Annotated in this window: 13 protein-coding genes; 3 read left to right on the top strand and 10 right to left on the bottom strand. The window is 64.0% G+C overall.

Translation table 11 applies throughout. From position 1 onward, the window contains the following. Positions 1 to 41 precede the first annotated feature (41 nt). The 4 genes from PRZ01_RS10505 to PRZ01_RS10490 form a co-directional block, all read right to left on the bottom strand. Complete coding sequence (locus tag PRZ01_RS10505; protein WP_273596736.1) at positions 42 to 1,697, bottom strand: GMC family oxidoreductase; 1,656 nt, start codon at positions 1,695 to 1,697, stop codon at positions 42 to 44. Positions 1,698 to 1,779: 82 nt separating this feature from the next. Next, complete coding sequence (locus PRZ01_RS10500) at positions 1,780 to 2,421, bottom strand: MarC family protein (protein ID WP_273596735.1); 642 nt, start codon at positions 2,419 to 2,421, stop codon at positions 1,780 to 1,782. A gap of 70 nt (positions 2,422 to 2,491) precedes the next feature. After that, positions 2,492 to 3,265, bottom strand: a complete 774-nt coding sequence (locus tag PRZ01_RS10495; protein WP_273596734.1) for a helical backbone metal receptor — start codon at positions 3,263 to 3,265, stop codon at positions 2,492 to 2,494. 38 nt (positions 3,266 to 3,303) lie between these two features. Beyond that, complete coding sequence (locus PRZ01_RS10490; RefSeq protein ID WP_273596733.1) at positions 3,304 to 4,251, bottom strand: hypothetical protein; 948 nt, start codon at positions 4,249 to 4,251, stop codon at positions 3,304 to 3,306. Between the two features lie 274 nt (positions 4,252 to 4,525). On the opposite strand from PRZ01_RS10490, the gene PRZ01_RS10485 reads away from it, so the two are divergent. After that, positions 4,526 to 5,011, top strand: coding sequence for an RNA recognition motif domain-containing protein (locus tag PRZ01_RS10485; protein ID WP_273596732.1), 486 nt, complete (start codon positions 4,526 to 4,528; stop codon positions 5,009 to 5,011). Between the two features lie 159 nt (positions 5,012 to 5,170). On the opposite strand, the gene PRZ01_RS10480 is transcribed toward PRZ01_RS10485, so the two are convergent. The 5 genes from PRZ01_RS10480 to PRZ01_RS10460 form a co-directional block, all read right to left on the bottom strand. Further along, a complete protein-coding gene (locus PRZ01_RS10480; protein WP_273596731.1) occupies positions 5,171 to 7,510 on the bottom strand; it encodes a carbohydrate binding family 9 domain-containing protein in 2,340 nt (779 codons plus the stop codon). A gap of 242 nt (positions 7,511 to 7,752) precedes the next feature. Further along, positions 7,753 to 8,559 (bottom strand): SDR family oxidoreductase, encoded by an 807-nt coding sequence (locus PRZ01_RS10475; RefSeq protein ID WP_273596730.1) that lies wholly within the window; start codon positions 8,557 to 8,559, stop codon positions 7,753 to 7,755. After that, on the bottom strand, positions 8,556 to 9,290 hold the full coding sequence (gene lptC / locus PRZ01_RS10470; protein ID WP_273596729.1) for an LPS export ABC transporter periplasmic protein LptC: 735 nt from the start codon (positions 9,288 to 9,290) through the stop codon (positions 8,556 to 8,558). The genes PRZ01_RS10475 and lptC overlap by 4 nt, the downstream gene beginning before the upstream one ends. Beyond that, entirely contained in the window at positions 9,290 to 9,877 is a 588-nt protein-coding gene (locus PRZ01_RS10465; protein ID WP_273596852.1) for a KdsC family phosphatase, read from the bottom strand. Before PRZ01_RS10465 ends, lptC begins: the two co-directional genes overlap by 1 nt. A 5-nt stretch (positions 9,878 to 9,882) precedes the next feature. Further along, positions 9,883 to 10,872, bottom strand: coding sequence for a KpsF/GutQ family sugar-phosphate isomerase (locus tag PRZ01_RS10460; protein ID WP_273596728.1), 990 nt, complete (start codon positions 10,870 to 10,872; stop codon positions 9,883 to 9,885). Positions 10,873 to 11,030: 158 nt separating this feature from the next. Here PRZ01_RS10460 and PRZ01_RS10455 point away from each other — a divergent pair, with 158 nt between their 5' ends. Together PRZ01_RS10455 and PRZ01_RS10450 are read left to right on the top strand one after the other, a co-directional pair. Next, positions 11,031 to 11,597 carry a DJ-1/PfpI family protein gene (locus PRZ01_RS10455; protein ID WP_273596727.1) on the top strand — a complete coding sequence of 189 codons (567 nt, stop codon included), beginning with the start codon at positions 11,031 to 11,033 and terminating at the stop codon, positions 11,595 to 11,597. Positions 11,598 to 11,668: 71 nt separating this feature from the next. After that, positions 11,669 to 12,043, top strand: coding sequence for a ribbon-helix-helix domain-containing protein (locus PRZ01_RS10450; RefSeq protein WP_273596726.1), 375 nt, complete (start codon positions 11,669 to 11,671; stop codon positions 12,041 to 12,043). Positions 12,044 to 12,046: 3 nt separating this feature from the next. Here the strand turns inward: PRZ01_RS10450 and PRZ01_RS10445 are convergent, their stop codons facing one another. After that, entirely contained in the window at positions 12,047 to 13,318 is a 1,272-nt protein-coding gene (locus PRZ01_RS10445) for a Glu/Leu/Phe/Val family dehydrogenase (protein ID WP_273596725.1), read from the bottom strand. Between the last annotated feature and the right edge of the window lie 120 nt (positions 13,319 to 13,438).

Below are 13,438 nucleotides of genomic sequence, written 5' to 3'. Positions count from 1 at the left end.
GAGGGCTTGAAATACGCCCCTCGCGGCTCGAAACTCAGCACTTATTCACCCGCCAAAATCCAGGCCGCCGCCCGCTCGGCAATCATCAACGTGGGCGAGTTGGTGTTGCCGCTGGTGATGGTGGGCATCACGCTGGCATCCACCACCCGCAAGGCGCTCACACCACGTACCCGCAGGTGGCTGTCCACCACGGCGGTGGGGTCGTCGGCGCGGCCCATCTTGCACGTCCCCGCAGGGTGAAAGATGGTGGTGGCGATGTCGCCGGCCAGGCGCGCGAGTTCCGCGTCGCTCTGGAATTGCAGGCCGGGTTTGTATTCTTCCGGGCGATAGGCCGCCAAGTCGGGCTGGGCCACGATGCGGCGTGTCAGGCGCAAACTCTCGGCGGCGATGCGGCGATCCTCGTCGGTGCTGAGGTAGTTGGGGGCGATGGCGGGCGCGACCAGCGGATCGTTGGAGCGGATCGTCACGCTGCCCCGGCTGCTGGGGTTGAGATTGCACACGCTGGCCGTGATTGCATCGAAGGCGTGCAGGGGCTCGCCAAAGGCCTCCAGCGACAGCGGCTGCACATGAAACTCCAGATCAGGCCAAACCTTGTCGGCCGAGCTGCGGGCAAACGCCCCCAGCTGCGAAGGCGCCATGCTCATGGGGCCACTGCGCTTGAGCACGTATTCAAGCCCAATCATGGCCTTGCCCCAAAGGCTGCCCGCCACGGTGTTGAGCGTTTTGGTACCCGCAACCTTGAACACCGCGCGAATCTGCAGATGGTCTTGCAAATTGACGCCAACTCCGGGCAGGTCTTGCTGAACTTCAATGCCGTGCTGGCGCAACAACTCAGCGGGCCCCAGGCCCGACAATTGCAGGATCTGCGGTGAGCCGATGGCGCCCGCCGCCAGCAACAGCTCGCCGCCGGGATTCAAGGTAACGCGTTGCACGCCGCGGGGGGTCAAGACCTCCGCGCCCTCGCAGCGCAAGCCGCCGCCCTCTGCCGATGTCAGGGTCAGGCGCTGTACCTGCGCGCCAGTCCATAACTCGAAGTTCGGGCGGCCGTAGCAGATCGGGCGCAAAAAGGCCTTGGCCGTATTCCAACGCCAGCCTGAGCGCTGGTTGACTTCAAAATAACCCACACCCTCGTTGGTACCACGGTTGAAATCGTCGCAAGCCGGAATGCCCGCCTGAACGGCGGCCCTGGCAAAAGCGTCCAGCACCTCCCAGCGCAGTCGCTGGCGCTCCACCCGCCATTCACCGCCGTGACCATGCAGCGCCTTGAAACCCTCGCCCGCCCCGGATTCTTGCGGCTTGTCCAGGCGCCAATGACTTTCGTGCTGCTTGAAATAGGGCAGGATCTGGTCCCAGCGCCAGGCGCTGTCCCCGGTGGCCTGCGCCCAGTCGTCATAGTCACGCGACTGCCCGCGCATATAGATCATGCCGTTGATGCTGGAGCAGCCGCCCAGCACTTTGCCCCGCGGATACCGTAGGCTGCGGCCGTTCAGCCCCGCATCGGGCTCGGTCTGGTACAGCCAATCGGTGCGCGGGTTGCCGATGCAGTAGAGGTAACCCACCGGGATGTGAATCCAGTGGTAGTCGTCCTTGCCGCCCGCCTCCAGCAACAGCACGCGCTTGGCCGAATCGGCGCTGAGGCGATTGGCCAGCAGACAGCCGGCCGTGCCGGCACCCACGATGATGTAGTCATAGCTCATAAGCCTATGCTGACGCACCAAGCTTACAAGGGCCCGGGCGCCCTTGAAACCGGCCGTCACCCCGCCCAAGCGGCGCGCAATCTCAGTTGCCCAGGTTCGACGCCAGCACCGGGAACAATTTCATCAAGCCGTCCGCCAGCAGCTCGACGGCCAGCGCCGCCAGAATCAAGCCCATCAAGCGCGTCATGATATTGATGCCGGTCTGTCCCAACACCTTGGCAATGCGCCCAGCCGCAGAGAACACAAAGAAGGTGACGATGGCCACCACCACGCCATAGCCGACCAGCACAGCCAACTCCCACCAGTGGCGGGTTTTGTCGGCGTAGATCACCATGGTGGAGATGGTGGCGGGCCCTGTCAGCAGCGGGATGGTCAAGGGTACGACCGCGATGCTGGCGCCAGCGTCGGCCTTGTTCTCGGCCGCGTTAACCACCTCGGTTCGGGACTCCGCCGGTTTGGCATTGAGCATCTGGATCGAGCTGATCAGCAGCAGCGTGCCACCCCCCACCTGAAACGAGGCCAGCGAGATATTGAAAAACTCCAGCAGCTTCAAGCCCAATAAAGAGCTCAGCGCGATCACCACAAACGCCGTGCATGAGCTGACAACAATCGTGTGCTTGCGCTGCTCCCGGGTCAGGTGACTGGTGAAGTGGATGAAGAAGGGCACCACGCCGACGGGGTTGACGATGGTCATCAAGGCGACCAAAGGTTTGTAAATATCCATGCGCTATTGTGTGCCGCGCACCCTGCATCCGTGTCAGCGCAAAACCCGCATTTGCGAGCGATTTCTGCGCTCAGGCCGTCGCCAGGGCACGCAAATAGTCCAGGCCGGCGGCAGCGCGCGGGCCGTACCAGCTCAGCAACTCGCCATCAACCAGTTCAACCCGCGCCTGGTGGCACAGCGTTTGGGCCAGTGCCAAGTGCTCGGGCCCGAAACGGTAGGGCTCGGAGCTGAGCAGCACACGGTCCACCTGCTGGAGCCAGGGTTCTTCACCGGTCAGTGGAGGATAACGGCCAGCACCAGCGGCGCCGCCCTGAACATCCGGCCAGGTCTGCCAACCCACTTCGGCCAGCATGCGGGCGATGTAGGTGTCGCGCGCCACGGTCATCCAGGGCTCGCGCCAAATCAAATACAGCACCCGCTGGGCCGGCCAGCTTTGCTCGCGGCAGCGGGCCAGCGCCTGCCTGAGCCCAGCGGCGAGGGCTTCGCTCCGCCGCCGCACGCCGGGCAGCTCGCCAAAAGCCGCCAACAGCTGTGCGAGCAAGGCCAGGTTGTCTTCGGGTGCCTGGGGGTGGGTGGTGATGAGATGCGGCACAAACTCGCGCAGGGCATCGGCTGTTTCGAGCCGGTTCTCGTCGATATTGACGATCACATGGCTCGGGCGCAGCTGCTTCAATTTCGCAAGATTCACATCTTTGGTGCCGCCCACCTTGGGCACATCCCGCAAGGACCCAGCCGGATGAATGCAAAAGCCGGTGCGGGCCACCAGGTACGGCCTCAGGCCCAGGGCGACCAGCAACTCGGTGATGCTGGGCACCAGGCTGGCAATGCGGGGCGTGGGTGACATAGGCGGCATCAGCGGCGAACCCGGGCGAATGCTGACGGTCAGACCCAGCGGCTTTCAGCCGCACCCGCCGCCCGCATTTCGGCCTGCGCGGCGTCCTGAAGCACCAGATAAACGGCGCAGCAAGCCCGCAGATAAACGAGGGTTGGCAGCACCAGCGCAACCGCAAACACCACGCCACCGCCCACCAAGGCCGACATGCCCAAGGGCGTGACAGACACCGGCGCCCCGGCGGCCCCCAGGCTGCGCAAACCGTAACCGAACAAGCCCGCCATCAGCTGCTGCGCGGGGACGTCAATCCCCGTCCACCACACCACCACGAACGCCCAAGCCCGGCCTCCGCTGACCACGATCAGGCTGACGACGGCGCTGACCAGGCCCGAAATCAACAGGGCTGCAGCCATCAGGGCGGCGGCTTCCAGCGGCCCGTGCCGCAATTGACGCAGCTGCATGCGCACGGTGTCCGCCACGCCGTGGCCCGTCCAGACGGAAGGGCCCGTCAAGGGGCCCACCAAGACCACGCCGCTGAATGCAACGGCGCCCAGCAACACCACGCCCAGTGGAACCAGCAGCGCAAAAAACGGCGCGCCTACCCAGGGCAGCCGAACAGCTCTCAAGCACAGCAGCAACAGCCCCACGCCCACGCTGGCCAGCAACAGCATCGACACAATCACGAGCAGCATGCGCGGCGTGGTTCGCCAGGCGGCAGAAAAAGCATCGGCCACGTCGCGCACCGGTTGGCCGCGCGCCTGGTCCATCAACAGCAAGCCCGTGGTGTTGACACACAAAAGCGCCGTCAACAACGCCATCACCCCCCAGATGACACCCCATAGATTGTCAGCCTTGGCCAGGGCCGACTCTGCCGAGGCCAGCATCAGGCCCGCCAGACAAAAACCGCTCATCAGTGCGTAAAGCGCCTGGCCATTGCGCGGCGCGTCCAAGCTGGCCAGCACCCGATTCAAATCCTGCAGACTGAGTTTTCTTGACATATGCGGATCATAGCCAGCACCTTTTGCACGGCCACTCGACCGAAGTTGAGCGTGAATGCAAGCCCAATGTGACCTAATTCACCATTTACATAGACAAATCCCTCCGGGTTTTTGCTATCGGCTGAAAAACAACACTTACCCCCTGGGTATGACTTTCAACTGGACCCTTCGCCCATAATGTTTTACCTGTGTTTGGAAGCCGCACCTTCGCTTGAATGGTTCACGATGGGCTGAAGCTCCACATGGTTTTTCTTGGTATTGAAAGGGCTTCCCCATGGGAAACAAGCTGTATGTCGGCAATCTTGCCTATAGCGTGCGTGACGAATCGCTGCATGAAGCGTTCTCGCAATTTGGTTCGGTGACCTCCGCAAAGGTCATGATGGACCGTGACACAGGTCGTTCCAAGGGCTTCGGCTTTGTGGAAATGGGTTCTGATGCCGAAGCGCAATCCGCCATCAACGGCATGAACGGTCAAGACCTCGACGGCCGCGCCATCGTGGTGAACGAGGCTCGTCCTCGTGAAGAGCGTCCGGGCGGCTTCGGCGGCGGTGGCCGTTCCGGTGGCGGTGGCTTCGGCGGCGGTGGCCGTTCCGGTGGCGGCGGCTACGGTGGTGGCGGCGGCGGCTTTGGCGGCGGTGGCGGCGGCCGTTCCGGTGGCGGCGGCTTCGGCGGTGGTGGCGGCTACGGCGGTGGCGGCGGTGGCCGCTCCGGCGGTGGCGGCGGCTACGGCGGTGGCCGTTCGGGTGGCGGCGGCTACTAAGCAGCCCTGACCTCTCGCACACTGCGATCAAAGGCGCCTTCGGGCGCCTTTATTCATGGTGCGTCTGAATTGAGAATTAGCATTGCTGCATTCAAACTGCTTATTGGGCCCGCCTCTTTGAATACGCAATGCTCGCCGTATGACACTACGAACGCCTCTTCAACGTGACCAGCCCCAGACAGCCTTGGCAAAGAGTTCAATATTGCGCTGGCGGCCGGGCGTGGCTTGAGCCTCGCTCAAACCCAGGCTGAACACGCGCGACAAACCATCCCGGTGCTGATACACCACTGAGACATTGTCATTGCCGAATTTGTCGGCACTCAAGCTGACGGGCACCGCTTCACCGCGACGTTGAAAGTCCTTGGCCTGCGTGATGACGCGCAGCGAGTCGAGTGGGCCCATGTGCAATACCACCAGCAACTGGTGGGTTCGCTCGGTGAAGCTGCGACGCCCGTCGGGGCCATTCACATAGCCTTCGCTCCACTGGGGCTCTACATCCAGCCCCATTCCCCATGGTATGGGAAAGCGCAGCCGCGCCTGCACCCAAAAACTGGCGCCCAAGCCCAGGCGGTCAGCATCCACATCCAGGCGACGCCCCCACTCCCCTTCGGCACTGACAAAACTCAGCCAGTCATTGGGGTTGGACTCAAACCCCAGCGTCACGGTGCGCGGCGCATGCAAGGGGCCGCCGCTGTGCGCCCGTTGTTGGTCCAGGCCCAGATGCCCCCACACGCCGGTGTTGCGCACACTGCTCAGCCAAAAGCCAGGCTGCACCCGCCGCTCGATCACCTCGCCCGCCGGCACCGCCTGACTGGCGTCGGCCAGCGTCTGTGTTTGCAGCAGTTTGAGCTGCCACTCCAACTCATAAGTCGGAAACCGTGACCACTCGCCCAATGGTGCCAAGGTTTGCGAGGGCAGGCGCCGATGCACGTTCAAAGTGACGCGCTGAAACCCCGCCTGGTCGACAAAGCCGTTGTCATTGACAAAGTGGGGCGACACCTCTTCAAGGTGCACCTGCGTGTTCCACGCCTCGGTGCGGCGGCGCCATGCCAGCCACAGGTGATGGCCCGTCTCCGTCGGCCCGCGCAGCGCCTGATCTTGCGCGTCAAAGCCCAAATTTTCGGCCGACAAAAGCGCATGGCCCCGCCACAGATCAACATCGCTCGCAGCCCAGGCAAAGTCGCTGCCCAGCAGGCGGGTATTCAGCCCCTGGCCGTAGTCGCGCAAGGCGCCCAGCAGGCCCACGCTGGCGCCACCAAGCTGCATGCGGCCACGTGCGAAGCTGGCCTGCGAAGCAAGCGCCTGCGCATGGCTGTCAGTGTTGTAGGCGTGAGCGCGCAAGATCTGCCCCCCGCCAGCGTCACGCAGGCTCAGCGCCGTGGCCTCAGCGCTGGCCCCGCGCCAAGTGGCGCGCAGCCCCCAGTCAGGGTCGGTGATGGCGCGCGAGTAGAACGCCACCAAGCCGTGATTCAACCCCTCTTCATCCGCCTGCGTTTGCCCGACGATATCGCTGCTTTCCAGGAAAAACGGACGCTTCTCGGGCACGCTCAGGGCAAAGCGCGTGTTGCCGGCCATCTGGGGGGCGTCAAGCTCCACTTGTGAGAAGTCCGGATTCAGCGTGGCGTCGATGACCCAATCCGCACGAGGGCGCCATTTCAACTCACCGCCGAGATTCAAGGTTTGCTGGCGGGCGGTGGGCAAGCCCGGCGCCGTCTGCTGTTGGCGGCGCGCCGTCAACTCAGGCCGCACGCTCAGAAAGCTGCGCTCACGCACCTGCTCCACCAAATCGTCCAGGCCGCCCAAGGGCTGCAATTCAGCAATGAAGTTGAGCGCCTCCTTGGTCAAGGGGGCACTCAACACCAGCGTGTTGGCTTCGTCCCGAGGGATGTTGCGCACGATCATCAAGCGCCACGGGGCACCCCCGGCGTGCGGAAAGCGCAAGGCGGCCAAGGGCCAGCGCAACTCCACGCTGTAGCCATCGGGCAGACGCTGGGCCGCAGCTTGCACATCGAAATCGGGGGAAAAGTCTTCGGTGTCGTCGTCCGCAGTGAAGACCCCGTCGCTCACCACACCGGCCGCGCTGATGCGCACAAACTGTGCCGACCTGCGCAGGCCGACCGGGTCGATCACGACGGAGACAAAGTCCTGGTCACGACCGATGCGGTCCCGGCGTGCCAGCGGCGCCCGGATCAGGGCCGGCGCGGGGTCGTAGGCCCGAATGCCGAAAATCAGCGCATCCGCGGTGACCAACACTTGAACGGTGGTGCGCCAAGCAGCAGGCTTTTTGTCTTCGGGCTGAAACTGCACGAATTGATCGAACAGCGGCGCCTCGGCCCAAGCCGGCTCGTCCAAGCGCCCGTCCACAACCGGCGTGCTGGCCCCGGGAGCCAGCCGAAGCGCCCGAGGCCCTTCTGCAGCAACACTGGGCGCGGCCCCGCACAAAGCAAAAGCCAAGGCCAGGACCAAGGCCCACGCACGAACCCCATCTCTATCATTCATCAATCACTGTCCTGCGAAGGCGCGAAAGCGCGGAGGCACGAAAACGCGAAAAGTACAAGCGCGCATAGGCGCAATAGCACTTGGGGCCTTGTGCTGCATCCGACCGTCTCACAGCGGCGGTATGCAAAATCCCTGCAGGCAGTCTACGGAGGGTGCAAGGGCACAGTGCCTGTCAACTCTTGCAGGTTGTCAGCCCCCTGCAACTCCCCCAAAGGGGGTGTCTTGACAGTGCAGTCGCCGCGCTATTCGTCCTGGCGATGTTTGCGCGGGCGCCCGGCCAACAAGCGGTCAAACAGCGCGTCAGGCAGCAAGCGCAAGAGCCGGGCAACCCAGCCCATCTGCCAGGGGATGACCTGAAAACGGGCCCGCTGCGCAATCGCCTCGAATGCCTTGTCGGCAAAACGCTCGGGCGACATCAAAAAAGGCATGCCGTAACGATTTTTTTGCGTCAAAGGCGTATCGATATAGCCAGGTACAAGCGTCAGCACATGGACGCCATGAGGACGGCATTCGCCGCGCAGGCTTTCGCAATAGCTGATCACCGCGGCCTTGCTGGAGCAATAGGCGGCGTGCCCGGGCAAACCGCGAATGCCGGCCACGCTGGCCACCCCCACCAGGCAGCCCCGGCCACGTTGATTCATGGCGGCGAGGAAGGGATGAAACGTCGCCGCCATGCCGATATTGTTGGTGGCGTACAAGCGCTGCATCACTGCCAGGTCGCTGAAGATGGCGGTGTCAATGCCGATGCTGATGCCCGCATTGGCGATCACCACATCGGGCAGGCCTTGCGCGGCCATGCATTGGCGGCCCGCCGCTGTGATGGAATCGATCTCGCTGACATCGGCACCGTAAACTGCCCAGCGGTCGGCACTCAGGCCCTCAGCCTGTGCCCACTGCTGCATCTCGGCCGCACGGCGCGCCACCAGCGCGAGGCGCCAACCGGCCTGGTAGTAACGCAAGGCCAGCGCCTGCCCGATGCCGCTTGACGCACCGGTGATGTAGACCAGCGGGGCGGGAGACTCCAGTGGGGCCAAAGAAGCAAGGCTCATGGTTTGCGATTCTGTTTGACTTTGGCTGGTGCCGTAAATTGCCCGCGCGTCTGGCCGGCAAAGCTGAGCTGGCCTGTGAGGTTGTCGTACTCGAAGCTCTGTGCCTGAATCTCGCCACTGGCGTAGCTGATGCGCACCGGCACGTGCGAGCGCAAGGTCTCGGTGTTGACGAAGACATGCAGGAATTCTCCCGCCATCTGCAACTTCGGCATGCCCATCGGCGCCCCCTGCGCGACAGGGTCATAACGCTCTACGTGTACAGAGCCCATCAATTGCACCTCACTGCCATCGGCCTTACTGATGGCCCGGGCGGCACGGGCGAGGGTCAGGCTGCCATCGGTCCCGGTGGCGCGCAGGTGGATGCCGTCGATCTCCAGCGTGTCGGTGTCCGGGTAATGCCGCATCTCGTCGCCCTCGATGCGCACCCGCAGTTTGCCGTCAGCACCGACCTTCTGCAGATCGAAGTTGCGCATCCGGTAATCCAGCTCATGCCGAACCGCCCGAGCTTCGGAGGGCTCATCGGGCCGTGGGGTGTTTTTCAAAAGCCACCAGCTGCCCGCCGCGAGCAGCGCCATCAAGATCAAAGGCAAATAAGCGGTGAGCACCGCCTGAATGCGCCAAGCCAAGGGTTGCACCACGCGCGGCGTGAGCGCCGGCCGGGGGGGCACCAGGGGCGATGCAGCGGATATTGCAGAGGCCAGGGGCGCCTGCGGCAGCGGGGCAGCGGCCATCAGGCCACGCCCCCGTCCAAGGTGTCCAGATGGCCATTGAGCAGGGTCTGGTAACGCCCGCAGGCCTGCAGGATCACGTCACAGCATTCGCGTGCGGCGCCGTGGCCGCCTGCGGCCTGGGTGACATAGTGGGCAATGGCCTTGACTTCGGCATGGGCCTGGGCCGGCGCGCAAGCAAAGCCCGCACGGGTCATCAGCGGCAGATCCGGCCAGTCATCGCCCATGGCGGCCACCTCGCCCCAGGCGAGCCCCAGGCTGTTCAACAGCGGCAGGGCCACGGCCAGCTTGTCTTTGGCGCCGTAAACGGCGTGGCGCAACCCCAAATCGGCAACACGGCGGCGCACCGCCGGTGAATCACGCCCGGTGATGACGATGGGCGTGATGCCTGCTTGGTCCAGCAGCTTGAGGCCGTGACCGTCCAGGGTGGAGAAGGCTTTGAACAGCTCGCCTTGCTCGCCAATGTAGATGCGCCCGTCGGTGAGTACGCCGTCTACATCGAAAATCGCAGCCTTCAAACCCAGGCCCGTGCCTTGGGCCTTGACCAACAACTCCGGCGGAAACCGCAGCGCGGCTTGCAGTGTGTGCATGCCCATCAGATCACCTTGGCGCGCATCAAATCGTTGATGGTGATGGCGCCTTGCAGGCGCTGCTGCTCGTCGACCACCAGCACCAGCGTGATGCGGGCGGACTCCATCAGCACCGCAGCGTCCACCGCCAGGGCGTCGGCACCGATGCTGCGCGGGTTCTTGTGCGCAACTTGGGCAGCGGTCAGTTCACGCAGGTCTTGGCCTTTTTCAACCAAGCGGCGCAAATCGCCGTCGGTGAAGATGCCCAGCACTTGATCCTGCGCGTCCACCACGATGGCCACACCCAGCGCCTTGGCCGACATCTCACGCATCATCTCGGTGAAGGGCAGCTCAGGCAGCACACGCGGCAAATCGACACCGCTGCGCATCAGGTCACGCACATGGGTCAACAGCTTGCGGCCCAGCGCCCCGCCGGGGTGCGAGCGCGCGAAATCTTCAGGGCGAAAACCCCGAGCATCGAGCAGCGCCACCGCCAGCGCATCACCCAGCGCCATCTGCGCGGTGGTGCTGGCGGTAGGCGCCAGGTTCAACGGGCAGGCCTCTTCCGCCACCGCGCTGTCCAGCACGATGTGGGCATGCCGCGCCAGGCTGGATTCAGCCCGGCCCGTCATCGCCAGAATGGTGACACCCAGACGCTTGAGCACCGGCAAGATGGCATTGAGCTCATCGCTTTCACCCGAATTCGACAGCGCAACCACCACATCGCCCGGCGTGACCATCCCCAGATCGCCATGGCTGGCTTCGGCCGGGTGCACAAACAGCGCCGGCGTGCCGGTGGAAGCCAGCGTGGCCGCGATCTTGCGCCCCACATGGCCGCTCTTGCCCATGCCCATCACGGCCACCCGGCCCTTGCAGTTCAACACCGCTTGCACGGCCGCCGCAAAGGCGTCACCCAGGCGTGGCGCCATGGCGGTCAAGGCAGCGGCCTCGATGTGCAGCGCTTCCTGCCCCATGCGGATAGCACGGGCAGCGTCAAAAGTTGGGGCATTGTTCATGGTGCCAAGTATATCGAGGGGGTCCCGACCGGTGCAGGCCACGGGCAGGTTCTAACAACCCGCTATTACCCCTTCGGCCACCCGCATCCAGACAATCAACTCAGGCCGGGCACAAGGTCTTGGCCCAATCAACAGGAGACTTGAGATGAGCGGAAAAAATGCTGATGCTGGTCGGCGACTATGCCGAAGACTACGAAACCATGGTGCCCTTCCAGACCCTTCTGGCAGTGGGCCATTCGGTAGATGCGGTGTGCCCTGGCAAGGCGGCGGGGGACTACATCCTCACCGCCATCCACGACTTCGAGGGCGCTCAGACTTATTCTGAAAAGCCAGGGCATCGCTTCACCCTGAACGCCACCTTTGCCAACATCCAGGCCGACGACTACGCCGCCCTGGTGATTCCCGGCGGCCGGGCGCCCGAATACCTGCGCACCATGCCCGGCGTGTTGAGCCTGGTGCAGCATTTCGCCCAAAAGGGCAAGCCGATTGCCGCCGTCTGCCATGGCGCGCAACTGCTGGCAGCTGCAGGCGTGATTCGCGGCAAGCGCATTTCGGCTTACCCAGCCTGCGCGGCTGAAGTTGAATTGGCAGGTGCCAGCTACGCGGAGATACCGGTGGACCAAGCCGTCACGGACGGCCAATTCGTTACCGCGCCCGCTTGGCCGGCCCACCCAGCCTGGATGGCACAGTTCCTGGCGCTGCTGGGTACACGCATCAGCCATTGAGCGCAGAACGGTTCAGAATGCGCTGAACTTACCGGCTATCCGCCAGCCATTGGCCCGTCAGGAGCGTCCTCATGTGCGAAGTGTTCATCAGCGCCAACCCGGAATCCTACGAATCGCGCACGCGCTCGGTTCGTCTGCATGGGGTGATCACCAGCATCCGGCTGGAAAACCTGCACTGGGAGGTGCTGGAGGAAATCGGCGCCCGCGACGGCATGAGCGTCACCCAGCTGATCGAAAAGCTGCACGACGAGTTAGTGCAGGCGCGTGGCGCGGTGGGCAACTTCGCCTCCTTCTTGCGCGTGAGTGCCTTGCGCTACATGGCCTTACAGGCCCGCCAGCGCATTCCGTCGGACCTGGGCGTTCCGATTCGCTCCCTGTCGGCGGGGCAGGTCTTGCAAGACCTGCCCGCCAGCTGGGCGAGCCCGACACGCCGGCTCAGCTTGTAAAGCTCAGGGATAAAGACCGCGCTCCACCCGCGCTTCCAGCACCCGCGTGCAGGCCACCACAAAGGCGGCGGTGCGCAGGCTGGTGCGGTGGATTTCAGAGGTGTCCCAGATGTGCTTGAAGGCGCCGGTGATGATTTTGTCCAGGCGCACGTTGATCTCGTCCTCGGTCCAGAAGAAGCTGCTGAAGTCCTGCACCCACTCGAAGTAAGACACCGTGACGCCGCCTGAATTGGCGATCACATCGGGTACCACCACGATGCCGCGGTCGGCCAGCACGGCGTCGCCATCGGGCGTGGTCGGGCCGTTGGCGCCTTCCAGCACCAGGCGGGTCTGCAGGCCCTCGGCGCGCTCTTTGTTGATCTGGCCTTCCAGCGCAGCGGGGATCAGCACATCGCTCTTGACCTTCCAGAAATCATCATTGGCAATCGCATCGCCACCCTTGAAGCCGCCCACGCCGCCCGTCGCGGCCACGTGGTCCAGCAGGTTCTGCATGTCAAAACCCGACTCGTTCAAGATGGTGCCGGTGTGGTCTTGCACGGCCACCACCTTGGCGCCGTTGGCGGCAAACAGCTTGGCAGCAATGGAGCCCACATTGCCAAAACCTTGCACCGCGATGCGCGCACCTTCCATGTCGATGTGCAGCCGGCGCATGGCTTCACGCCCGATCACAAACACACCGCGGCCGGTGGCCTGCACGCGGCCCAGCGAACCGCCCAGTGCGATGGGTTTGCCCGTTACGACCCCGGTGGCGGTGGCGCCGGTGTTCATCGAATAGGTGTCCATCATCCAGGCCATGATCTGGCCATTGGTGTTGACGTCAGGAGCCGGAATGTCTTGCTGCGGGCCGATGATGATGCCAATCTCGCTGGTGTAACGGCGCGTTACTTTTTCCAGCTCCTTGAGCGACAAGGCCTTGGGATCGAGGCGAATGCCACCCTTGGCGCCGCCGTAAGGCAGGTTGACCGCCGCGTTCTTGATGGTCATCCACGCGGACAGCGCCATCACTTCTTCCAACGTCACGTCGGGGTGGTAACGCACGCCACCCTTGCCCGGGCCGCGGGTCAGGCTGTGCTGAACACGGTAGCCCTCGAAGTGGGCGATGCTGCCGTTGTCGAGCTCGATGGGGATGTCGACGATCAGCGCCCTTTTGGGGCGGCGCAAGGTTTCGACCCAGCGCGCGAGCTTGCCCAGGTAGGGCTCCACGGCATCGATCTGCGACAGATACGTCCCCCAGGGGCTGTTGCGGGTGGGCGAAACAAAGGACAGATTGGGCATGTAATGCTCCGTAACTTTTGGTGGCCCGAACGGTATCAAGACTTGATGCGTCCCCAAGCCCCTCACCCCAACCTTGTGCACATGCGCCCATGCACCTTGTGCATAGGGTCGCGCGGCACG

The sequence above is a fragment of the Roseateles koreensis genome (genome assembly GCF_028595305.1).
In the GTDB taxonomy this organism is placed as follows: domain Bacteria; phylum Pseudomonadota; class Gammaproteobacteria; order Burkholderiales; family Burkholderiaceae_C; genus Paucibacter_A; species Paucibacter_A koreensis.
This window is presented reverse-complemented; position numbering and strand designations above follow the sequence as displayed.